The 21,807-nt window shown below is 65.9% G+C and carries 20 protein-coding genes; 17 read left to right on the forward strand and 3 right to left on the reverse strand.

Features of this window, described 5'->3' with window-relative positions:
* The first annotated feature begins 1 nt into the window (after position 1).
* The 4 genes from CK489_RS22370 (at position 2) to galE (ending at position 3,159) form a co-directional block, all read left to right on the forward strand.
* Positions 2 to 664 (forward strand): nucleotide-binding protein, encoded by a 663-nt coding sequence (locus CK489_RS22370; protein WP_095733827.1) that lies wholly within the window; start codon positions 2 to 4, stop codon positions 662 to 664.
* Positions 665 to 991: 327 nt separating this feature from the next.
* Complete coding sequence (locus tag CK489_RS22375; protein ID WP_245350471.1) at positions 992 to 1,621, forward strand: transglutaminase-like cysteine peptidase; 630 nt, start codon at positions 992 to 994, stop codon at positions 1,619 to 1,621.
* Between the two features lie 146 nt (positions 1,622 to 1,767).
* Positions 1,768 to 2,025 carry a hypothetical protein gene (locus tag CK489_RS22380; protein WP_095733829.1) on the forward strand — a complete coding sequence of 86 codons (258 nt, stop codon included), beginning with the start codon at positions 1,768 to 1,770 and terminating at the stop codon, positions 2,023 to 2,025.
* A 138-nt stretch (positions 2,026 to 2,163) separates the two neighbouring features.
* Positions 2,164 to 3,159 (forward strand): UDP-glucose 4-epimerase GalE, encoded by a 996-nt coding sequence (gene galE, locus CK489_RS22385; protein ID WP_095733830.1) that lies wholly within the window; start codon positions 2,164 to 2,166, stop codon positions 3,157 to 3,159.
* A 10-nt stretch (positions 3,160 to 3,169) separates the two neighbouring features.
* Here the strand turns inward: galE and CK489_RS22390 are convergent, their stop codons facing one another.
* Both CK489_RS22390 and CK489_RS22395 read right to left on the reverse strand, forming a co-directional pair.
* The gene (locus tag CK489_RS22390; protein ID WP_245350472.1) at positions 3,170 to 4,156 is read right to left on the reverse strand and encodes a UbiA family prenyltransferase; all 987 of its coding nucleotides are present in this window, start codon (positions 4,154 to 4,156) and stop codon (positions 3,170 to 3,172) included.
* A 35-nt stretch (positions 4,157 to 4,191) separates the two neighbouring features.
* A complete protein-coding gene (locus CK489_RS22395) occupies positions 4,192 to 5,742 on the reverse strand; it encodes a hypothetical protein (protein ID WP_095733831.1) in 1,551 nt (516 codons plus the stop codon).
* Positions 5,743 to 5,868: 126 nt separating this feature from the next.
* Between CK489_RS22395 and CK489_RS22400 the strand changes: the two genes are divergently transcribed.
* Together CK489_RS22400 and CK489_RS22405 are read left to right on the forward strand one after the other, a co-directional pair.
* A complete protein-coding gene (locus tag CK489_RS22400; RefSeq protein WP_245350473.1) occupies positions 5,869 to 7,029 on the forward strand; it encodes a hypothetical protein in 1,161 nt (386 codons plus the stop codon).
* A complete protein-coding gene (locus CK489_RS22405; protein ID WP_245350474.1) occupies positions 7,026 to 7,259 on the forward strand; it encodes a hypothetical protein in 234 nt (77 codons plus the stop codon). The genes CK489_RS22400 and CK489_RS22405 overlap by 4 nt, the downstream gene beginning before the upstream one ends.
* On the opposite strand, the gene CK489_RS22410 is transcribed toward CK489_RS22405, so the two are convergent.
* A complete protein-coding gene (locus CK489_RS22410) occupies positions 7,256 to 7,645 on the reverse strand; it encodes a hypothetical protein (RefSeq protein WP_050630291.1) in 390 nt (129 codons plus the stop codon). The genes CK489_RS22405 and CK489_RS22410 overlap by 4 nt on opposite strands.
* Before the next feature lie 371 nt (positions 7,646 to 8,016).
* Here CK489_RS22410 and CK489_RS22415 point away from each other — a divergent pair, with 371 nt between their 5' ends.
* From CK489_RS22415 to CK489_RS22465, 11 genes are all read left to right on the forward strand, one after another.
* Positions 8,017 to 8,679 carry a response regulator transcription factor gene (locus CK489_RS22415; RefSeq protein ID WP_095733834.1) on the forward strand — a complete coding sequence of 221 codons (663 nt, stop codon included), beginning with the start codon at positions 8,017 to 8,019 and terminating at the stop codon, positions 8,677 to 8,679.
* A gap of 219 nt (positions 8,680 to 8,898) precedes the next feature.
* Positions 8,899 to 10,275: a sensor histidine kinase gene (locus CK489_RS22420; protein ID WP_050630292.1), complete on the forward strand. Its 1,377-nt coding sequence runs from the start codon at positions 8,899 to 8,901 to the stop codon at positions 10,273 to 10,275.
* A gap of 155 nt (positions 10,276 to 10,430) precedes the next feature.
* Entirely contained in the window at positions 10,431 to 10,895 is a 465-nt protein-coding gene (locus CK489_RS22425) for a (2Fe-2S)-binding protein (RefSeq protein WP_167350174.1), read from the forward strand.
* A gap of 1 nt (position 10,896) precedes the next feature.
* On the forward strand, positions 10,897 to 13,146 hold the full coding sequence (locus tag CK489_RS22430; protein WP_095733835.1) for a xanthine dehydrogenase family protein molybdopterin-binding subunit: 2,250 nt from the start codon (positions 10,897 to 10,899) through the stop codon (positions 13,144 to 13,146).
* An 8-nt stretch (positions 13,147 to 13,154) separates the two neighbouring features.
* Positions 13,155 to 13,787 (forward strand): hypothetical protein, encoded by a 633-nt coding sequence (locus CK489_RS22435; RefSeq protein WP_050630294.1) that lies wholly within the window; start codon positions 13,155 to 13,157, stop codon positions 13,785 to 13,787.
* A 204-nt stretch (positions 13,788 to 13,991) separates the two neighbouring features.
* On the forward strand, positions 13,992 to 15,386 hold the full coding sequence (locus tag CK489_RS22440) for a hypothetical protein (protein ID WP_095733836.1): 1,395 nt from the start codon (positions 13,992 to 13,994) through the stop codon (positions 15,384 to 15,386).
* Between the two features lie 354 nt (positions 15,387 to 15,740).
* Positions 15,741 to 16,889, forward strand: a complete 1,149-nt coding sequence (gene ccmI / locus CK489_RS22445; protein ID WP_095733837.1) for a c-type cytochrome biogenesis protein CcmI — start codon at positions 15,741 to 15,743, stop codon at positions 16,887 to 16,889.
* Positions 16,890 to 16,948: 59 nt separating this feature from the next.
* The gene (ccmE, locus tag CK489_RS22450) at positions 16,949 to 17,458 is read left to right on the forward strand and encodes a cytochrome c maturation protein CcmE (protein WP_095733838.1); all 510 of its coding nucleotides are present in this window, start codon (positions 16,949 to 16,951) and stop codon (positions 17,456 to 17,458) included.
* Positions 17,455 to 19,440, forward strand: coding sequence for a heme lyase CcmF/NrfE family subunit (locus CK489_RS22455; protein WP_095733839.1), 1,986 nt, complete (start codon positions 17,455 to 17,457; stop codon positions 19,438 to 19,440). The genes ccmE and CK489_RS22455 overlap by 4 nt, the downstream gene beginning before the upstream one ends.
* Positions 19,440 to 19,946: a cytochrome c-type biogenesis protein gene (locus CK489_RS22460; protein WP_095733840.1), complete on the forward strand. Its 507-nt coding sequence runs from the start codon at positions 19,440 to 19,442 to the stop codon at positions 19,944 to 19,946. The genes CK489_RS22455 and CK489_RS22460 overlap by 1 nt, the downstream gene beginning before the upstream one ends.
* A gap of 170 nt (positions 19,947 to 20,116) precedes the next feature.
* The gene (locus CK489_RS22465) at positions 20,117 to 21,703 is read left to right on the forward strand and encodes a Do family serine endopeptidase (RefSeq protein ID WP_095733841.1); all 1,587 of its coding nucleotides are present in this window, start codon (positions 20,117 to 20,119) and stop codon (positions 21,701 to 21,703) included.
* Positions 21,704 to 21,807: the final 104 nt, after the last annotated feature.

Raw genomic sequence — 21,807 nt, forward strand, 5'->3', positions numbered from 1 at the left:
GATGCCGCTTGTCATCTCGGTTGCCCAGCGCAAGGGCGGGGTCGGAAAGACGACGCTTGCGGTTCTGCTTGCCGCAGAACTGGACCGGCGCACGGGCGTGGTCGGACTGGTCGACGCCGACTCCCAGGCGTCCGCCTGTCACTGGGCCGAGCCCGGCAATCTGACCTTCCCGGTCTATCAGCTTGATCCGGAAACCCGCCCGGTCGCCGAATGGGCCAAGCTGATGCGCCAGATTCCGCATCAGATCATCGTGGTGGACTCCGCGCCCAACGACCGGGTGCTGGGCGCGGTGCTCGCGGTTGCCAACATCGTACTGATGCCGTGTACGCCGTCCGGCCTCGACATCGAGGCCACCGCGCGGACGCTCGATATCGTGCGCGAGGTGCGTGCGGCGCGGCGGACGGCGCTCCGCGCCATGATCGTGCCGAACCGCGTCGACCAGCGCACGCTCGAAGGCCAGCAACTGATCGAGGAGCTGGATACGCTCGACGAGGAGATCGGCCCGATGATCGGAAGCCGCTCGGCCTATGTGCGCGCCGTCGCGCTCGGACAATCGGTCGCTGATTTCGCCGGCGGCACGCCCGCGGACATCGAGATCAAGATGCTCGCCGATCTCGTGATGAGCTGGTGCGGCATCGCGCCCCGGCAGCGCGTGACGGTCTAGCTTAACAAAATTCGCCGGCTGCTTCACATCAGGCCAACCATGCTCGCATGGGAACCGGCCGCCCGGTGCCGCCGCGGCCGCGCTAGCTGACGGCGGCGTCCCGCAGAAATCGCCGGAAAGGGCCTCAAAAACCCGATCAAGCTTGCGATCCGTTGGCCGGCACGCGCGTTATCATTCGGCGGCCGAAACCTTGCCGGCGCGGGACCCTTGCTTGGTTAACGGACTGCTCGCGGGCATCGCGGCATTTGAAGCAAATGCCGCCGCGCGCTTGAGCCGAAGCTCAAGACATTTCCCGTAGATGCTTCCCGTCACTTTGGGGAGTGAGGAATGTACAGCGTCAAGAGAGTGATGGCCTTGCTTGTGGCCATCGTCGCGCTCGGGACCAGCGCGCGGGACACCCAGGCCGGAATGATCGGATTCCCGCTGCCGCTGCGCGGTGTGGTCGAGAAGATCCGCTTCAGCGAGCCGACGCTGGCGCCGATGGCCTACACTATGTTCTGCATGCGCTATGCCGACGAATGCAAGCCGAAGCCGCGCGTGCATACAGTATTCCGCGGCGGCGCCACGCGCCTCACCAAGCAACGCATCACCGACCTGATCGAGGTCAACGCCTCGGTCAATCGCAGCATCGCGCCGCAGCGCAACGAACGCGGCCTCGCCGGCGAGGAATGGCTGATCAATCCGGCGCGCGGCGATTGCAACGATTACGCCGTCAGCAAGCGTCACGAGCTGCTGGCGCGTGGCTGGCCGATGCGCAATTTGCTGCTGAGCGAGGTGGTGACGTCGTGGGGGGAGCATCATCTCGTGCTGGTGGTCCGCGTTGAGGGCGGCGACGTCGTGCTCGACAATCTGAATGCGCAGATCCGCACCTGGTCACAGGCGCGCTATCGCTGGGTCAGGATGCAGACCCCGGCGAACCCCGATCACTGGGCCGCGATCGCGCAGGCCGGCGCCTGAATTTCCTCAAGCAGGTCCCATCGATTGACAGTGGCGCGGCGAGACATTTCGCCGCGCCACTTTCGTTTGATGCATGTCACAGCCCGCATCCGGAACGATTGCCGGCTTGACCGGTTGATCCCGATCACATCCCTCGAGGCATCGACATGAAGCTGGCCGGCCTTGTCACAACAGCGGCACTGGCCGCCGCCGCCGCGGCTCCCGCGCTCGCACAGGGCACCGGGCAGACCACGCAGGGCGCGCAGCGCTATTCGATCGATGGACCGGGGGGCGGCGTTCCGACCTCGCGGCCGCAGGCGACCCGGCCGGTCCCGCCGGCAACACCGGTCTACCCTCATGGGACGCGGTCACGACACGCGCCGCCGGTCGGGCAACAGACCAACGTTCCGCTGGGCTCGCGTTAACCGTCACCGCTGAAGCAAATCCGTTCGGTCTTAACGCTATTCGCATCGCGGTTTTGCCGCGCCGGACGGAATGTCGTACCCATCTGTCTTTGCATGTGTTGAGGCGCGGGATTGGCCTGCGCAGGGACGGCATCTTCAATGGCGAGCAGGGGTTCGATCCTCATCACGGGCGGCGCGGGATACATCGGCTCCCATTGCGCCAAGGCCGTTGCCGAGGCCGGCTTTGTTCCGGTCGTCTATGACAATTTGACCACCGGCCACCGCAGCTTCGTGCAATGGGGCCCGCTCGTCATCGGCGACGTCGCCGATCACGACAGGATCGCGGCCACCATCCGCGAACACACTGCGCTCGCCGTGATGCACTTCGCTGCGTTCAGCGCGGTCGGCGAGTCCGTCGCGGATCCGGAGAAATACTTCACCAACAACGTCGTCGGCACGCTCGGCCTGCTGCGCGGCATGCGGGCAGCCGGCTGCGACCGGCTGGTGTTCTCCTCTACCGGCGCTGTCTACGGCAATGCCGGGCGCGATCCCATTCCGGAGAGTGCCGCGGGTCCGACCGTCAATCCCTACGGCCGCTCCAAATTCATGATCGAGCAGATCCTGGCCGATTATCGCGCGGCCTATCAGTTCAACTCGGTCTGCCTGCGCTATTTCAACGCCTGCGGCGCCGATGCCTCCGGCACCATCGGCGAACTGCGCGATCCCGAGACGCACCTCATTCCACGCGCGCTGATGGCGCTGCTCGGGCACGTGCCCGACTTCGCGATCTTCGGCGAGGACTACGAGACGCCCGATGGCACCGCGGTGCGCGACTATATCCATGTCGACGATCTCGCCAGCGCCCATATCGCCGCGCTCGAACTGCTGCTGAAGGGCGACGCCGGCGGCGTGTTCAACCTCGGCACCGGCACCGGCTATTCGGTGCGCGAGGTGCTGGACGCGATCCGCGCCGAGACCGGCGAAGCGGTGCCGAGCGTGGTGCGCGAGCGGCGGGCCGGTGATCCGCCGATCCTGGTCGCCGATCCCTCCAAGTCCGAAAGCGGCCTCGGCTTCAAGGCCAGCCGGTCCGATCTCAGCCATATCATTCGCTCGGCCTGGGCGTGGCACCAGAAGGCGCATCCGCGCCGGCGTTAACTCATCCGCTTCAGTCCAGCGTGATGTAATGCTGCTCGGCCAGCCGGGCGAGGAACGGCATGTCGACGAAGCTCGCCACCAGGAAGACGGCGACCAGCGCCAGCACGATCAGCATCAGGCCGCGCTCGCCATAGAGCTTCTCGGGCTTCTGCGCCGACGACCCAGGGGATGTCGACATCGAAAAATAGGTGGTGAACAGCATCACCACCAGCGGCATCGCGAGGATGTACTCGATGCGGTACTTCACCAGGAACACCGAGAGGAAGAACACCGAGAACAGCGAGTAGCTGAGGCACGAGGCGGTCAGCGACACCTCGGTATAGTCGGCGAAGCTCGCGCGGTAGCGCGTCAGCAGGTCCTTGCCGTGGGACGCGGCAATCTCGCGATATTCGGACAGCCGCTTGGCCGCCATCAGGAACGCGCCGCCGAACCAGTAGCACAGGATCACCGAACCCGGCGGCAGCGAGGTCGGGTCGATCATCGCCCAGCCGATCAACAGCCGCAGCGGGTTGTTGACGGACTCCGAGATGACGTCGAAATAGGCCTTGTCCTTGCTGCGCAGCGGCGGGACGTTGTAGACGAGGCCCTGCAAGGCGAAGATGCTGCTTGCGAGCAGCATCAGGCGGCTGCTGGCAGCCGCGCAGATCAGGCCAAGCGCCAGCAGCCCCAGCCACTCCAGCCCGATGATCCTGCCGTCCATTGCGCTCTGCACCGCCGAACGCTGCGACTTGGTCGGGTGATGCCGGTCGAAATCGCGATCGAACCATTCGTTGATCACATAGTTGGCCGACGCGATGCAGATCGCGGCGACGAGGCCAAGCAGGATGTCGGCGGCGAGATGCTCGCTCCTCGCGCCGCGCAGCAGCCAGGCGAGGATGATCCCGGGAACGATGAAGATGTGCTTGGTGCTGTGATCGAGCCGCAGGATGGCGAGGTACTGCCGGACACGAGCGGCCGGCGGCTTGCGGGCTTCGAGCTTGCTGTCCATCAGCGCCATCGCGCGGTCCTTTCCTGGTGTCCTCGATCGACCGCCTATCTGAGCAGATAGACGTCGAAGCTCTCGTCGGTCTTGGCGGGGTCGAAGCGGTGGATCAGCGTGGTCGCTGCGCGGAAGTCGCTGATCTCGGCGGCCGAGGCGCGGAACGTCCGCCAGTTCTTGCCCTCGTCATAGATCCGGTCGGGCGTGATCTCATCGAGCCGGTAGGCCAGCAGGATGAGGACGGGGGCACCCGAGGTCTCGCGGAGCTCGCGTGCGAGGCGCAGCGTCTCGCCGAGATCGCTGTCCATCCGGCCCTTGCGCGTGAAGATCACGACGCTGCCGAACTTGTGGTCGCGTGCGAGATACAGCGGGTTCTTGACATAGTAGGGCAACGCCTCGACCAGCCATTCCGGCTCGCTGAGGATCGCAGCATTGGCGAGATCGGCGCGCGAGGCGAGCAGGCGGCCGAGATCGGCGCTGCGGCTCGCGACGACGCCGGTTGCCGCGTTGCGCAAATCGTTGATGCCTGCGGCGGTCTGGATGGCGAGCAACAGCAGGAGCGATATGCGTCCGATTGCCGGCAGCAGTCCGTCGGATGCGGTAGCGACATTGTTCCAGCTGATCCAGTACAGCGTGATCAGGAAGCAGAGCCAGACCGCGGCGTGGCGGTAGGCACCGTTGGCGGCGACGGCAAAGAACAGCGAGCTCAGCAGCAATGCGGCGATGGCGGCGAGAAAGGCCGCCCGCCGCGGCAGCAGCCCGAGCGTTGCGGCGAACAGCAGCACCGAGCCTGCGATCCCCGGCAGCAGATTGGCGAACAGCGCGCCCAGCGATGTCGCACCGGGATTCACCAGGGAAAGCATCGCAGCCGTCAGCGCTGAACCCTGCGACCAGTCGCGGGCCGCCGCGTCATTATAGGTCGGCAGCATCGTCGCCGCGCAGATCACGACGCCGATCGTCGCGACGATCGCGTTGATCGCGAAATTGCTGAGTTGCGGCGACCAGCGCCAGCCATGGGTCTCGAGCAGGTCGAGCAGCCAGAACAGCAGGAACGCGCCGACCATGATCGAGCCGACGACATTGGTGTTGGCGAGCAGGAACAGCAGCACGCCGAGCAGGACGCCGCGACCACGGTGCGCCGGATAACAGGCCGCGATCGCGAACAGGAACAGCGCCGAGATGCCGTAGTTCCGCGCCATCACGACATATTCGAACAGCAGCGCATGGCTCGTGATCAGCAGCAGCACCAACGGCCGTGGGAACGGCGAGCGGAAGATCAGCAGCGCGACCGTGAGGAGCCCGACCACGAAGGCGACGCCGGGCAGCACTTCGACCCGGCCGAACACCGCATGCGCGCCGCGCAGCAGCAGGTACCAGAGGGCAGGGTGGCCCTCGCCATGCAGGCCCTTCAGCATGGCGATAAGGTCGTCGCCGTTCAGCGCGATGGTGAGCGCGCGGACTTCGTCGCGCCACATCACGTGACGGGCGACCTGGAAGCCGACCAGCACCATCCATCCCGCGAACAGCAGGAGATCCGGCCAGGACGGGCGGTCCCGCTTCGGCGCGAAGAACCGGTCGTCCAGGATGTGCAGAAAACGGCTCAAGGAAACCTGCTGCTGCTCGGATCGGTATGGTCAAACCGCGGCGTGATCCGCGTGTTTCGCCATTTGTGTTAACATTAAAAGCCGCCTAGAATGTTGTAACATTAAGGACGAACCAGACTAACATTTATGACGTCGACGCCGGCCCAGAGGACGGTCAGGGACATCAGCCCTGCGCACCCCGAGGTGGAGTTCGCGCTGGTGCTGGCGCGGACCATCGACTCCGTGCGTTCCGACCCGCAGCAGCTGCGCAGCGCGGTCTACGAGCTGGCGCGGCAGAAGCTGCGGCAGCTCGCGCATGAGGATGCCGGCGAAAAGGCGCGCCTGATGCAGGCGCTGGAAGCGGCGATCGAAGGCGTCGAGGCGCACACCGCGAACAATGTGCTCGAAAGGTTTTCGGTGCCGCCGGCGCGGCCGCTGCCCGCGTTCCTGGAGGCGGCGGGCGCCGCGCGCCGGATCGAGGGGCCGCCGCGGATTGATGCCGAGGAGGCCTTCGTCACGACGCTCGAGCAGGCAGCGCCGGCCGGGCTGCCGCGCCATCCGCGATGGTCGTCGTCGGCGCCGCTGCGTTATGTTGCGATGCTGGGTTTCTTCGCATTGATCGCGGCCGTCGTCCTGCTGCAGCAACACGGCGTGTCTTTGGCCGCGGCGCGCGCGATCATCGCGGGGTCGCTCGCACCGTCGCCGGCGCAACCCCAGAGGCCGGCGGTGATTGCCGCCGTGCCCGCGCCGCCGGCCATGCCCGCCGCGCCGCCGTTGCCGAACCGGCCGTTGCCGACGGCTTATGGCGTCTATGCCGAGAGCGGCGGCAAGCTGTACGAGCTGCAATTGATCCAAGGGCGCGCGCCGGATCCGCGCATTGCGATTTCGGCTGCCATCACCAGGCCGAGCGAGACCTCGCTGCCGGACGGGCATCTGCGCTTCATCGTGTTCCGGCGCGACGGCGCTGGCGGTGCCTCCGATCCGATCGACGTGCGCCTGATCGCGCGCGTGACCCAGCAGACCACGTTCGATGCGACCGGCAAGCCGGTGGTCTCGCCGGGCGACGACACCTGGGTGATCCGCAACATCTCGATCCCGTTCCGCGCCGCGCCGCTCAGCGAGGATCCGCAGATGTTCGAGATTCAGCCGCGCGACGACGCGCCGCTGTCGCCGGGACGCTACGCGCTGATCCTGAAGGCCCAGGCCTACGATTTCACGGTCGAGGGCGCAGTGACCGACAAGCGGCATTGCCTGCAGCGGCTGGCGGCCGCGAACGGCGTGTTCTACTCGGAATGCGAGAAACCGTGAGCTGTGCGCGCATTCGGCTCAGCGCGGTGCTGGCGCTGTTGATGTCGTCGAATGCCGCGATCGCCGCGCCCGATGCGGAGACGGCGAAACGGTGCCTGCGCGCGGCCTATATGGTCTATCCGTACAAGCGGCCGGGCGCCGTGCCGATGAACGGCGACCGGCTGCATTTCTTTCAGCAATGCATGGCGCAGGAGGGCACGAAGTCAGCGGAAGCGCCGAAGCGCGATTAGCTCGGCGAATGCTCCGCCCGCGACCTCAGCCGGCCGAACTGGCTGCGCAGCACCAACAGGATGAAGTGACCCGCGCCGATGCCGGCAAAACCTCCCGCGACCTTCACGACCGCGTCGAGCAGCCGGCCGTGGCGGTCCGGCGTCAGCAATTGCATCGCTTCCAGCGTGAAGGCGCTGAAGACGACAAACAGCACAATCAGCGCGGTGCGCCGCGGGTAGCCCAGCACAAAGGCCAGTCCCATCACGGCATAGGCGGCGAAGCGCTCGGCCTGCGGATGCAGGAATGACGGACGGTCCTGGATTGGCGACAGTGTGACAAATGCGATGAAGGCCAGCGCTAGCCAGCCGGCGACCACAGCAAACGTCCTGATCTTCGAAACAAGCAAAAAAGTATTCCCGATCCCTGCACCTAGCCGGGCTGGCTTAGCGCATCGCCGATATCAGCGACAATTAAATGCCCGCCGAAGGTTAACCCGCTGCCGTCGGTGACTTGGCGCACGGCGCCGGCACGTTGGCAACACGATATTGGGTGAGCCGGTGCGCATCCAAGTATTTGGTATCCAAGTACCATAAACTGCAACCCGCCGCGATTCCATCCGCATCTGATCAATGGAACCGGGGGCGCTTGCGCGGGTTCCCGGGATGGTGCACCTGACGAAAAAATTAGCTTTGCGGCGCGGATCCATTCATAGGCCGTTCACGGCGCGAAGCCTCATTTGATGCCGAACTATCGCAATGCTCACTCTCGGAGGCCAAAGTGCGTCTGCTCGTCGTTGAGGATGACCCGGATCTGAACCGCCAGCTCACCACCGCGCTGACGGACGCCGGCTATGTGGTCGATCGCGCGTTCGACGGCGAGGAGGGGCATTTCCTCGGCGACAGCGAGCCCTATGACGCCGTCGTGCTGGATATCGGCCTGCCGAAGATGGACGGTATCTCGGTGCTGGAGGCCTGGCGGCGGAACAAGCGGGTGATGCCGGTGCTGATCCTCACCGCGCGCGACCGCTGGAGCGACAAGGTTCAGGGCTTCGACGCCGGCGCCGACGATTATGTCGCCAAGCCCTTCCACCTCGAGGAGGTGCTGGCGCGGATCCGTGCGCTGCTGCGCCGGGCGACCGGGCATGCCCAGGTCGAGCTGATCTGCGGGCCGGTGGCGCTCAACACCCGCACCAAACGCGTCACCGTCAACGGCAACCCGATCAAGCTGACCTCGCACGAGTACAACCTGCTCGACTATCTGATGCATCACACCGGGCGGGTGGTCTCGCGCACTGAGCTGGTCGAGCATCTCTACGACCAGGACTTCGACCGCGACTCCAACACCATCGAGGTGTTCGTCGGCCGCATCCGCAAGAAGCTGGAAGTCGATATCATCCAGACGGTTCGCGGCCTCGGCTACATGCTGTCGGCGCCGACTTAAAGCGTTTTCGAGCGACGCGGATACCGCGGTCGCTCGCGCGAAGAAAACGCGATCAAACAAAAGGATGAGGGCATATCCTTTACAATCGGATCATGCTCTTAGAGTGCTTGATCGGCGTACACGGGCATTGTCATGATCCGCGCCGGGAGGACTGGATTCGCTGATGTCTGAATCCCTGATGTCTGTTGCCACTGACACGCTGTTCGAGCGCGTGCCCTGATGGGGGGCAGTTCGCTCGCGACCCGCCTGTTCGTCTCGGCGACCGCCTGGGTGGTGGTGATCCTGGCGATCACGGGCGTCATCCTGTCGTCGGTCTATCGCGACGCGACCGAGCGCGCCTTCGACCGAAGGCTCAATCTCTATCTGCGCACCCTGATCGCCGAGGTGGCGACGCCGGACGAGCCGGCCGACCGCCAGTTCCAGTCGCTCGGCGAGCCGCTGTTCGACCTGCCGCTGTCGGGCTGGTACTGGCAGATCACCCGCACCGACACCGAAAAGGGTGAGACCCGCGCCTCGCGCTCGCTGTGGGACAAGAAGCTGCCCAAGCTCGAGGAGCACGGCGCCGAGCTGACCGCCGCCGGCGTCCGCCTCGGCTATGTCGATGGACCGGAGGGCCAGAGCCTGCGGGTGGTGGAGCGGCCGGTCGATCTCGGCGCCGACGGCAAGTTCCTGGTCAGCGTCGCCGGCGACGCCACCGAGATCTTCGATGAGACCCGCAGCTTCGACTATTATCTGTTCGGCACCTTCGCGGCCCTGGGCATCGTGCTGCTGCTGACCACGATCTTCCAGGTGCGTTACGGCCTGGCGCCGCTCAAGCGCATCTCGGATGCGATCGCCGATATCCGCTCCGGCCGCGCCGAACGGCTGGAGGGCCGGTTCCCGGTCGAGATCGCGCCGCTGGCGCGCGAGACCAATGCGCTGATCGATGCCAACCGGGAGATCGTCGAGCGCTCGCGCACCCATGTCGGCAATCTCGCCCATGCGATCAAGACGCCGCTGTCGGTGATCGTGAACGAGGCGGCCGCGCATGCCGCCGATCCCTTTGCCAGCAAGGTGCTGGAGCAGGCCGATGTGATGCGTGACCAGGTCGCGCACCATCTCGAGCGCGCCCGGATTGCCGCCCGTGCCACCATCGTCTCGACCATCACCGACGTCGCGCCGGCCATCGAGGCGCTGCGCCGGACCATGGAGAAGATCCATCGCGACCGCGACCTCTCGATCGAGGCGAAGGCCGACCCGGCGGCGCGGTTTCGCGGCGAGCGGCAGGACCTGGAGGAGATGGTCGGCAATCTCGTCGACAACGCCTGCAAATGGGCGGCTTCGCAGGTGTTCATCGAGGTCTCCGTGGTCCCGCCGGAAGCATCGGGCGCCGGTCCCAGGCTGCGCATCGTGGTCGACGACGATGGACGCGGCCTGTCGGAAGCGGAGCGCGCCCAGGTGTCCCGCCGCGGCCAGCGGCTCGATGAGTCGAAGCCCGGCTCGGGGCTCGGCCTGTCGATCGTGACCGATCTCGCCGGCCTCTATGGCGGCAAGCTCATCCTGAGCGATGCGCCGATCGGCGGCCTGCGGGCCGAGCTGGTGTTGCCGGCGGTCTAGTCGTTGGTGCCCGCGCAGTGGCGAGCCGATGGCGTTGCTGGCCGCAACGTCACCGCACACACCTGCCTAATCAGTGTACTTGGCAGTGTAACAAGCGTCGGTTACCGTTTCGCCATCGCCTGACCGTAAGTCAGGCCAAGACCTGCGAGGACTCCATGATTGAGCTCACGGTCAATGGGACCAAGCACCAAGTCGACGTTGTCCCCGAGATGCCTTTGCTGTGGGTGCTGCGCGACGAACTCGGAATCACAAGCCCCAAATATGGCTGCGGAGTTGCGCAATGCGGCGCCTGCACCGTGCAGATCGATGGAATGGCGGTCCGATCCTGCCAGGCGCATATCGGCGAGATTGCCGGCAAATCGGTCGTCACCCTCGAAGGGTTGGAAAAGCGGGACCAGCATCCGGTTCTGCAGGCCTGGATCGAACATCAGGTCCCGCAATGCGGTTACTGTCAGACCGGCCAGATCATGCAGGCCATCTCGCTGCTCGATCTGATCGCGCAGCCGACCGACGAAGACATCAACGAGGTGATGTCCGGCAATCTCTGTCGTTGCGGCACCTATCCGCGCATTCGGGCGGCTATCCACGCGGCGGCCGCGAAGAAGATGGCGGAGAAGTGAGATGGCACCTCAGACCTATTCGCGCCGCGCATTCGTTTTTGGCTCCGCAGCGGTAGCAGGCGGCATCGCCTTCGGCTTGTACGGCGATGCTGTGCAGGCCGCGACGGCAAGTGACAATCCGTTGAGCGCCGGCCTCGGGCCGAATTCCGTCACCTTCAACCCCTGGGTCGAAATCAGCCCGGAGAAAATCACGCTCATTGCGCAGCATGCCGACATCGGCCAGGGCGTCGGCTCGGTGCAGCCGATCCTGATCGCCGAAGAGATGGATCTGGATCCCGGGCAGTTCGAGATCAGGTTCGCCGGCCCCAGTCCCGCCTATTTCAACACTGGTTTTGCGGATGAATTCGCGCCGTTCGTGGCCGCGGACCAAAGCCCGGCCGCCGAAGAAGCGCGCGCCGCCTCGCTCGAATATCTCAGAAAGACCGGTCTGCAGATGACCGGCGGCTCGAGCACGATTCCGGACACCTACCAGAAGCTGCGGGTCGCCGGCGCGGTCGCACGCGAGACGCTGAAGGCCGTCGCGGCCAAGCGTGCGGGAGTTGCTGTCGCCGACCTCCGCACGCAATCCGGCCATGTGATCCTGCCGGACGGGAAGAAGATTGCCTATCTCGAACTCGCGGCAGATGCCGCCAAGATAGCGCCCGTGCTCGATGCGAAGCCGCGCGATCCGTCACAATGGCGGTTGCTGGGCAAGCCGATGACGCGTCTCGATATTCGCCCGAAGGTGATGGGCGAATTGAAGTTCGGCATCGATATGAAAATGGACGGCATGCTCTATGCCTCCGTCAAGCTGAACCCCAGCAAGGGGCAGCCGCTGAAGTCATATGACGCGAGCAAGGCCCGCACGATGCCGGGGGTCAAGAAGATCCTCGAAATCAAGAATGGCGTTGCGGTGGTTGCCACCAACAGCTGGTATGCGATGAAGGCGGTCGCCGCGATCGATTGCGAGTGGGCGCCGTCAGTGTATCCGGCCGAGCAGGCCGATCACTGGAAGGTGCTGGAAACGTCGTTCAAGCCCGAATTCCTCGGCAAGGAGTGGCGCAAGATCGGCGATATCGAGGCCGGGTTGAAGGTTGGCACGCGCGTCGAAGCCGAATATCGCGCGCCCTATCTGGCGCATCAGCCGCTTGAGCCTCTCAACGGAATGGGACTGGTAACCGACAAGGGCATGGAGATCTGGGTCGGCCATCAGAGCCCGCAATTCGTGCAGAATATCGCGGCGGCGGCGATCGGCCTGAAGCCGGAACAGGTCACCTTCCACAATCAATGGACGGGCGGAAGCTTCGGGCACCGTCTCGAATATGAGAACGTTCGCGTCCTGGCGGAAATCGCAAACCAGATGCGCGGTACGCCGATCAAGCTCGTGTTCTCGCGCGAAGAGGATTTCCTCCAGGACATTCCGCGCCAGATTGCCATCGCCAGGCACAAGGGCAGCGTCGACAACGGCAAGATCGTGGCCGTCGATCTGCAACTGGCCTCGACGACTCCGCTCAAGGGATTGCTCGAGCGCTCGGGCATCCCATCGAAGGATCCCGACGGGCAACTGGCCGCGGGTCTGTGGAACGTCTACTACGACATCCCCAATTTCCGCGGCACAAGCTACGAGGCGCAGGGATTGTCGCCGAGCACCACATGGCGATCGGTCGGTGCGTCAACCGCGGGCTTCTTCACCGAGAGCTTCATCGACGAACTGATCCACGCCGCGGGCCTCGATCCCATGAAGGCGCGCATCGCGATGTGCAATGTGCCGACCTACCGGAAGGTGCTGGAGACGGTCGCGGAGATGTCGGATTGGAAGGGACCGCTCGGAAACGGCCGTGGCCGCGGCGTCGCCTTCGTCGAGGCTTTCGGCACGCCGGTTGCGGAAGTCGTCGAAGTGACGAAGACGGACAGGGGCATCAGGATCGACAAGGTCTGGGTCGCCGTCGATGTCGGCAAGGTCGTCGATCCCGTCAATTTCGAGAACCAGGTGCAGGGCGGCGTCGTCTGGGGGCTCGGCCATGCCATCAATTGCGAACTCACTTATGCAAAAGGCGCGGTACAGCAGACCAATTACAATCACCACGAAGCGATGCGCATCTACCAGTGTCCGGTGATCGAAGTCCGCGGGCTCGAGAACGATCCGAAGGTGAGGGGGGTCGGAGAACCGCCGGTCCCGCCGGCTGCACCCGCGCTCGCGAACGCGATCTTCGCGGCGACCGGACAGCGCATCCGCGAAATGCCGTTCAACAAGTTCATCGATTTCGTCTGAGGCGGGCCATGAAGAGATATCTGATGATGCTCGCTCTTGCCGCCTCGGCAACGGCCGTCCTGACTGGACTCGTTGCAGCCAAGGACGAAGCCAACAAGGACGTCCTGCCGGCGGGCAGTGTCAGCCGCGCCGAGGGGCTGGAGGCCTGGAAGCGCATCGAGGCCGTCGTGACGCATCCGCGATGCGCGAATTGTCACGTCGATGCCAAGGCCATCCCGATCTGGACGCCGGCAGGTGAATCCAGGCCTCGCGTCCATGGCATGAACATCCACGGCGGCGATAGCCGCATTGGTGCCGAGAAGCTCACCTGCTCGACCTGTCACATGACGTCGACGCAAGCCAACGAGCCGGCGCCGTCACCGCCTCGCGCCGGCATCGACTGGCAGCTCGCGCCCGTCGAATTCATCTGGTTCGGCAAGAGCGGCGCAGAGATCTGCGCGCAGCTCAGGGACCCCAAACGCAACGGCGGCCGCGACGCCGTCGGCCTGCTGGAGCATTTGAGGCACGATGCATCGCTCAACGGCTTCATCCCGCGCGGATGGGCACCCGGGCAAGGCCGTACGACCCCGCCGGGGACGTTTGAGGATCACGTGAAGGACATGGCTATGTGGGGCGCCGCCGGACAGCCATGTCCGGAGTGACGCAGAGATCGGACGGCGGCGGATCGCATGAGGCAGCTTGCGATTTTCCTCAATCATTTCAATTGGGCCTTCGACGCGTCAGGAACTCTAAGCTATTGATCCGTCGTATTTTTCAGATAACGGCTTCTTAACGCGCCGACCTCTATCATCCCGGGCGGACGGGCTGCGGCGTTTGCCGGGCACCAAGCTTTCACGACCGGGCGCATGAGCCAGAAATCGACCGAGCGGCTGAGGGATTATCTCGCGCAGCTTCCGCCGCAATCGCAGGCGCTGCTGATGCGGGAGCTGGAGCGCGCGGTCGAACGCGGCGACGACGTCACCGTCGCCAATCTGGTGCTGGAACAGCTGCGCAAGATCGTGCGCGGGGCCGAGGAGGACGAGCGGATCGAGCCGCGCAGCGATGATCCGGCGCGGCTCTTGTTCCGGCCGCTCGAGCCGTTCCTCGCCGAGACCAATTTCCCGACCCGGCCCGGCCAGCTTCGGCGCGCCTCGCTGCTCCCGATCTGGCAGTGGCTGGCCCGCGAGGGGGCCCCCGAGGCGGCCCGCGAATTCGAGGCGGCGCTGGCGGCGGCGACCGAAAGCGGTCCGATGGAAGTTGCCGCGCGCAAGTTCCAGCTGGCGGCTGCGGAGGCCATCATCAAGATCGCGGGGCCAAGCCAGGAAGACCGCCAGCGTGCCTTGTCGCGCGTCGGCCCGCCGAGCGTGGTCGAGGACCTGCTGCCGATGGGCCTGGTGTTGCAGGCCCGCGAAGCGCTGGAAACCCTCGGCAGCCGGCTGCCGAGCCAGATCCGCGTGTTTGCCGATTCCCAGATCGCCTCCGCGACCGACGCGCTGAAGCTGCCGTCGCTGCAGACGCCGCAGCTGCTGCCGTTCGCGCTGTCATTGATCGCGCAGCGGCTCGCCGCGCCGTGGCAGATCGTCCGGCTCGCCATCAAGATGGCGGCTTCCGACGACGAGCTGCGGGTCGCGGCGACGCCGTACGGCATCGCCGTCACCATCGCGCTGCATGACCTGTCATTCGTCGCGGCCTGCCTGCGCACCGACATCAAGCGCGGGCATTTCGAATATGTCAGCGAGCAGCTCAAGACCCTGCATGACGGCGTCCGCGGCCTGCGCACCGAGCTCGATCTGCGCAACGACTCCACATGGGGCCGTCAGCTCACATCGGTCCGTGCCGATACCTCCAACGCGCTGCAATCGGAGATCGACAGCGTGCCGGGCCGGGTCCGCCGCATCCTGCGCCAGCGCGCCGACAAGGACATCACGGCCGGCGCCAAGATCGATCAGTCCGAGGTCGAGGACGCCGCCGCCCTGATCGATTTCGTGGCGGTATGCCGCACCTATGCCAGCGAGCTCGCGATCAACGAGGTGACGCTGCGGACCTTCTCCGACCTGCAGCATTATGTCGAGCAGTCGACCGAGGGACTGGTGCAGTCGCTGCGCGGCGGCGACGCCCGGGTCCGGTCCTTCCGCCAGCAGCAGGTCAAGGCCGCGATCCGCTTCTGCGAAGTGCTGTTCGGCCACGACTACGCCTCGCTGATGAACCGCGCGGCTGAGAATGCGGTGACCGGCGAGCGGAAGTCGACGCGGGCGGGGTAATGGTACCACGTCGTTCGCGCGCATGCCGACGAGCCCACCAGGGCGGAAAGACAGACGGCTCAAATTTCGGAATAATGGAAGTGTGGCGCTGATTTGCCCGACGTGTCAAGTCGGCATTCGAGCGCCGGGAGCCGCCCGCCGGCACCTTTGCATGGGGTTGTTTTCGATATTTTTGCCAGCGCGTGCCTCGGCCCGAAAACGCCGTTGCTGGACCGATGGAACGGCACCGGAAAACCACCTGATTTCGACCTTCGGTCGATCCAGCAATTGTCAATTGCCGGGCTCGCCGCCGGTGGTGTAAAGCGATTCTAAGGTGGCTTGCCGGAAGCCGCCGTTCCATCCGGGAACCGCTTGATGACGCTGTGGTTTGTGTTCGCGCTGATGACGGTCGCGGCGATCTTTGCCGTGCTATGGCCGCTCAGCCGGCGCGGGCGGGCGGACTCTGGCGGCAGCGAGGTCGTGGTCTACCGCGACCAGCTCGCCGAAATCGACCGCGACATGGCCGCAGGCATCATCGGCGCCGCCGAGGCCGATGCCGCGCGGATCGAGATCAGCCGCCGGCTGCTGGCCGCCGCCGACCAGAGCGGACAGAACACGCCGGTGCAGGGCAGCCTCACGCTGCGGCGCGCGGCGGCACTCGTGGCCCTGGTCGGGCTGCCGGTGATCGCTTCGGGCTTCTATCTCGCACTCGGCTCGCCGCGGCTCGGCGACTTCCCGCTCGCCGAGCGCAGCAAGGTGGCCGATGCCAACCAGCCGCTCGCCAATCTGGTCGCGCAGGTCGAGGCCCATCTGGAGAAGAACCCGACCGACGGCCGCGGCTGGACGGTACTGGCGCCGGTGCTGTCGCGGCTTGGCCGCTACGATGACGCGGTCCGCGCCTACCGCAACGCCATCACCTATGCCGGCGACAGCGCCGATCGCCGCGCCGATCTCGGCGAGGCGTTGCTGGGAAGCGCCGGCGGCGTCGTCACCGCGGACGCCAAGGCGGAGTTCGAGCGCGCGGTCGCGCTGAACGGCGACGATGCCAAGGCGAACTATTTCCTCGGTCTCGCCGCCGAGCAGGACGGCCGCAAGGCCGATGCGGCTGCGCTCTGGCAGAAGATGCTGGCGAAGGGGCCATCCGATGCGCCGTGGCGGCCGCTGGTGCAGGCGGCGCTGGTGCGGGTCGGCGGCACCGTGCCGGACGTTTCCCCGGGTGTCATCGCGCCCGGTGGCGTTAGCGCACCCGCGCTGCCTGACGGTGCGGTCGCGGCGGCCAAGGACATGAGCGAGGCCGATCGCGGCGCCATGATCAAGGGCATGGTCGACCGGCTGGCGACGCGGCTGAAGACCAATGGCGACGACGTCGAGGGTTGGCTGCGGCTGGTGCGCGCCTATCTCGTGATGGGCGAGCGCGACAAGGCGATGAGCGCGCTCGCGGATGCCCGTCAGGCGGTGGCCAAGGATGCCGACCGGTTGCGTCAGCTCAATGAAGGACTGAAGAATCTCGGGCTGGATGGATAACCCATGACGCGGAGCAATGCGCGGCGGTTTTCGGACGGCATCGAGCGCAAGGATGGACCATGACCAGGAAGCAACGGCGTTTGACACTGATCGGCTGTGCACTTGTCGTGCTCGCGATCGCCGCGGGGCTGGTGCTCAACGCGCTGCGCGATTCCATCGTGTTCTTCTCGACGCCGTCGATGGTCGCCGAAAAGCATCTCGGCCCGGGCAAGCGGTTCCGCCTTGGCGGTCTGGTGCAGCCTGGCTCGCTCCAGCGCGGCGATAACCTTGCCGTGACTTTCACCGTCGCCGATGGCAGCGCGACGCTGCCTGTCGCCTACAAGGGCATCCTGCCGGACCTGTTCCGCGAGGGGCAGGGCGTCGTTGCCGAAGGCGCGCTCGATGCGTCGGGCGTGTTCCGCGCCGACACCGTGCTCGCCAAGCATGACGAGACCTATATGCCGAAGGACGTCGCCGATGCCCTGAAGAAGCAGGGCCACTGGAAGGACGATTACGGCGCCAAGCCGGACAACAAGCCGGGTGCAATGCCGAGCGCCTCCGCGGCGCCGACCCAGGGAGCCATGCGGTGATCGCTGAAAGTGGACATTATGCCCTGGTGCTCGCGCTTGGGCTCGCGCTGATCCAGTCGATCGTGCCGATCATCGGCGCACGCTGGCGCGATGCGGCGCTGATGAACGTCGCGCGCTCGACCGCGCTCGCCCAATTGCTGTTCGTCGCGGCATCGTTCGCGGCGCTGGTGACCTTGCATGTCACCTCGGATTTCTCGGTCGCCAACGTCTACGAGAATTCGCATTCGCTGAAGCCGCTGCTCTACAAGATCACCGGCGTGTGGGGAAACCATGAAGGCTCGATGCTGCTGTGGGTGTCGATCCTCGCGCTGTTCGGTGGTCTCGTCGCGGCCTTCGGCAACAACCTGCCGCTGTCGCTGCGCGCGCATGTGCTGGCGGTGCAGGCCTGGGTCGCCAGCGCGTTCTATTTGTTCATCCTGATCACCTCGAACCCGTTCCTGCGCATCGCCAATCCGCCGCTCGAGGGCCGCGACCTCAATCCGGTGCTGCAGGACATCGGCCTCGCGGTGCATCCGCCGATGCTCTATCTCGGCTATGTCGGCTTCTCGATCTCGTTCTCGTTCGCGGTGGCGGCGCTGCTGGAGGGGCGGATCGACGCCGCCTGGGCGCGCTGGGTGCGGCCGTGGACGCTGATGGCGTGGATCTTCCTCACGCTCGGCATCGCGATGGGCTCCTACTGGGCCTATTACGAGCTCGGCTGGGGCGGCTGGTGGTTCTGGGATCCGGTCGAGAACGCTTCGCTGATGCCGTGGCTGGCCGGCACCGCGCTGCTGCATTCGGCGCTGGTGATGGAGAAGCGCAACGCGCTGAAGGTCTGGACCGTGCTGCTGTCGATCCTGACCTTCTCGCTGTCGCTGCTCGGCACCTTCCTGGTCCGCTCCGGCGTGCTGACATCGGTTCACGCCTTCGCGACCGATCCGACCCGCGGCGTGTTCATCCTGCTGATCCTGTTCGTCTTCATCGGCGGCAGCCTGTCGCTCTACGCCTGGCGCGCGCCGGCGCTGAAGCAGGGCGGGCTGTTCGCGCCGATCTCGCGCGAAGGCGCGCTGGTGCTCAACAACCTCCTGCTCACCACCGCTTGCGCGACCGTGTTCATCGGCACGCTGTATCCGCTGGCGCTCGAGGTCCTGACCGGCGAGAAGATCTCGGTCGGCGCGCCGTTCTTCAACTTCACCTTCGCGCCGCTGTTCGTGCCGCTGTTGCTCGCGGTGCCGTTCGGTCCGCTGCTGGCCTGGAAACGCGGCGACCTGCTCGGCGCAGCGCAGCGGCTGATGGTCGCCGGCATCGCTGCGCTGGTGGCGATGGCCCTGGTGCTTGCGTGGACCTATGGCGGCGCGACGCTGGCGCCGCTCGCGATCGGGCTTGCGGCCTTCGTCATCGTCGGTGCGCTGTGCGACCTCGCCGAACGCATCGCGCTGTTCCGGATTCCGTTGTCGCTCTCGCTGCGCCGGGCGCGTGGCCTGCCGCGTGCGACCTGGGGCACCGCCTTCGCGCATGCTGGTCTCGGCATCGCCCTGATCGGGATCGTCTGCGAGACCACCTGGAACAGCGAATATATCGGCTCCATGAAGCCGGACGACGTCGCCCGCGTCGCCGGCTACGAGCTGCGGCTCGACGGCCTGAACCCGCGGCAGGGCCCGAACTTCCGCGAGATGATCGCGCAATTCACCGTGACGCGCGACGGTGAGAAGGTCAGCGTGATGACGCCGTCGAAGCGCAACTTCACCACCCGCGGCGCCTCGACGACGGAGGCCGCACTGCTGACGCGCGGCGCAAGCCAGCTCTACATATCGTTGGGTGATGTCTCGGCCGACGGCGCGATCGCGGTGCGTATTTATCACAAGCCGCTGGTGCTGATGATCTGGTGGGGACCGGTGCTGATGGCGTTCGGCGGCCTGCTGTCGCTTTCCGACCGCCGCTTGCGGGTCGGCGCGCCGAAGCCGGCGAAGGCCGCCGCGCGCGCATTGCAGGCGGCCGAGTGATGCGGTCGCGCGCGCTTGCAGCTGCCGTGCTCGCGCTGAGCCTGACGCTCGGCGCGATGCCCGCCCGGGCGGTGCTGCCCGACGAGATCATGACGGACCCGGCCAAGGAGGCGAGGGCGCGCGAGCTCTCCAAAGAGCTGCGCTGCATGGTCTGCCAGAACCAGTCGATCGACGATTCGGAGGCGCCGCTGGCGCGCGACCTCCGTTTGCTGGTGCGCGAACGCATTTCGGCCGGAGACAGTGACCGCCAGGTGATCGATTTCCTGGTCGCCCGCTACGGCGAATTCGTGCTGCTCAAGCCGCGCCTCAACGAGCACACGCTGGTGCTGTGGCTGACACCGCCGCTGGCACTTCTGCTGGGCGGTTTTGCGCTCTGGCGCCTTGGCCGGCGCAAGGGCAATCCGACTGCATCTGGGGACGATTCCGGCCCCGGATTGACGTCCGACGAGCAGGCCCGCCTCGAACGGCTGCTGGCGACGGAATCCGCGCCAGACAGGCCACTTTAGTTCCTTTCTAAGCCCTTAATTCGGCTGCGCTATTCTGCCGCAGCGCGAGCTCGCTCGATTACAAAAGTTTAATTCCGCAGCCAGCGCGCCGTAAGGCTGATGACCCCATGTTCAGATCCATCAGGTGCCCGCCCCCGCACCGGTGATTCTGGCCTTGGAGATTTCAACACATGACCGACCGTCCCGACCTCTCGTCCCTTCCGTCCTACAAGGCGCCGAGGCGCTCGCTGTTCTCTGCCCGCAAACTCGCGCTGATGGCCTCGGTCGTGGCCGGCCTCGGTGCCGCCACCTATGGCCTCAGCCCGACCCACAACCCGGCCGACCTGTTCACCACGCCTGCGCATGCGCAGGTCAATAACGAGGTCAAGAAGGTCCAGCAGCCGGTCGGATTTGCCGACATCGTCGAGCGCGTGAAGCCGTCGGTGATCTCGGTCAAGGTCAACATTCGCGAGAAGGTCGCGAAGGATGACGGCAACAATGACGATTCGCCGTTCCAGCCGGGTTCGCCGATGGAGCGCTTCTTCCGCCGCTTCGGCGGTCCGGATGGCTTGCCCCCCGGGCTGCGCGGTGGACCGCGTGGCGGTGGCGTGGTGACGGGCCAGGGCTCCGGCTTCTTCATCTCGGCTGACGGCTTTGCCGTGACCAACAATCACGTCGTCGACGGCGCCGACAAGGTCGAAGTCACGACCGATGACGGCAAGACCTATTCCGCCAAGGTGATCGGCACCGATCCGCGCACCGACCTCGCGCTGATCAAGGTCGAGGGCGGCTCCAACTTCCAGTTTGCCAAGCTCTCCGACAGCAAGCCGCGCATCGGCGACTGGGTGCTGGCGGTCGGCAATCCGTTCGGCCTCGGCGGCACCGTGACCGCGGGCATCGTCTCGGCCTCCGGCCGTGACATCGGCAATGGTCCGTATGACGACTTCATCCAGATCGATGCGCCCGTGAACAAGGGCAATTCGGGTGGCCCGGCGTTCGACGTGTCCGGCGAGGTGATGGGCGTCAACACCGCGATCTACTCGCCGTCCGGCGGCAGCGTCGGCATCGCGTTCTCGATCCCGGCCCAGACCGTCAAGAGCGTCGTCGCCCAGCTGAAGGACAAGGGTTCGGTCAGCCGCGGCTGGATCGGTGTCCAGATTCAGCCGGTGACATCAGACATCGCCGACAGCCTCGGCATGAAGAAGGCCGAAGGCGCGCTGGTTGCCGAACCGCAGGCCAACGGCCCCGCGGCCAAGGCCGGCATCGAGTCCGGCGACGTCATCACCGCCGTCAATGGCGAGCCGGTGAAGGATGCGCGCGAACTCGCCCGCACCATCGGCGGCCTCGCGCCCGGCAATGCCGTGAAGCTGAACGTGCTGCACAAGGGGCAGGACAAGACCGTCAACCTGACGCTCGGCCAGTTGCCGAACAGCCTCGAAGCCAAGGCTGACACCAACAACGACGGCGACAAGGGCAACTCGTCCCGTGGCACCGACGTGCCGAAGCTCGGCCTCACCGTAGCTCCCGCCAACAGCGTGGCCGGCGCCGGCAAGGAAGGCGTGGTCGTGACCGAAGTCGATCCCAAGAGTGCTGCCGCTGAGCGGGGCTTCAAGGAAGGCGACGTGATCCTCGAGGTCGCCGGTAAGTCCGTCGGCACCGCCGGTGAGGTGCGTGATGCGATCACCGCGGCGCGCAATGACAACAAGAACAGCGTTCTCATGCGCGTGAAGAGCGGCGGTTCGTCGCGCTTCGTGGCAGTGCCGCTGGCCAAGGGATAACTATCTATGAGTTGGAACGCGTCGCCGGCATTAGTCGCCCCCGCCGACGGCGCGTTCCGGGGGGCGGGCCCCTTGCTCGCTCCCTATGTTGCCTTTCGATGGAA

The sequence above is a fragment of the Bradyrhizobium sp. UFLA03-84 genome (assembly GCF_002289535.1).
GTDB classification, from domain to species: Bacteria; Pseudomonadota; Alphaproteobacteria; order Rhizobiales; family Xanthobacteraceae; genus Bradyrhizobium; species Bradyrhizobium viridifuturi.

Bases quoted from the DNA above. Each gene is read 5' to 3' on its own strand.
- CK489_RS22370 (WP_095733827.1), top strand. From the start codon at position 2: ATGCCGCTTGTCATCTCGGTTGCCCAGCGCAAGGGCGGGGTCGGAAAG.
- CK489_RS22375 (WP_245350471.1), top strand. From the start codon at position 992: ATGTACAGCGTCAAGAGAGTGATGGCCTTGCTTGTGGCCATCGTCGCG.
- CK489_RS22380 (WP_095733829.1), top strand. From the start codon at position 1,768: ATGAAGCTGGCCGGCCTTGTCACAACAGCGGCACTGGCCGCCGCCGCC.
- galE (WP_095733830.1), top strand. From the start codon at position 2,164: ATGGCGAGCAGGGGTTCGATCCTCATCACGGGCGGCGCGGGATACATC.
- CK489_RS22390 (WP_245350472.1), bottom strand. From the start codon at position 4,156: ATGGCGCTGATGGACAGCAAGCTCGAAGCCCGCAAGCCGCCGGCCGCT.
- CK489_RS22400 (WP_245350473.1), top strand. From the start codon at position 5,869: ATGACGTCGACGCCGGCCCAGAGGACGGTCAGGGACATCAGCCCTGCG.
- CK489_RS22420 (WP_050630292.1), top strand. From the start codon at position 8,899: ATGGGGGGCAGTTCGCTCGCGACCCGCCTGTTCGTCTCGGCGACCGCC.
- CK489_RS22425 (WP_167350174.1), top strand. From the start codon at position 10,431: ATGATTGAGCTCACGGTCAATGGGACCAAGCACCAAGTCGACGTTGTC.
- CK489_RS22430 (WP_095733835.1), top strand. From the start codon at position 10,897: ATGGCACCTCAGACCTATTCGCGCCGCGCATTCGTTTTTGGCTCCGCA.
- CK489_RS22435 (WP_050630294.1), top strand. From the start codon at position 13,155: ATGAAGAGATATCTGATGATGCTCGCTCTTGCCGCCTCGGCAACGGCC.
- CK489_RS22440 (WP_095733836.1), top strand. From the start codon at position 13,992: ATGAGCCAGAAATCGACCGAGCGGCTGAGGGATTATCTCGCGCAGCTT.
- ccmI (WP_095733837.1), top strand. From the start codon at position 15,741: ATGACGCTGTGGTTTGTGTTCGCGCTGATGACGGTCGCGGCGATCTTT.
- ccmE (WP_095733838.1), top strand. From the start codon at position 16,949: ATGACCAGGAAGCAACGGCGTTTGACACTGATCGGCTGTGCACTTGTC.
- CK489_RS22460 (WP_095733840.1), top strand. From the start codon at position 19,440: ATGCGGTCGCGCGCGCTTGCAGCTGCCGTGCTCGCGCTGAGCCTGACG.
- CK489_RS22465 (WP_095733841.1), top strand. From the start codon at position 20,117: ATGACCGACCGTCCCGACCTCTCGTCCCTTCCGTCCTACAAGGCGCCG.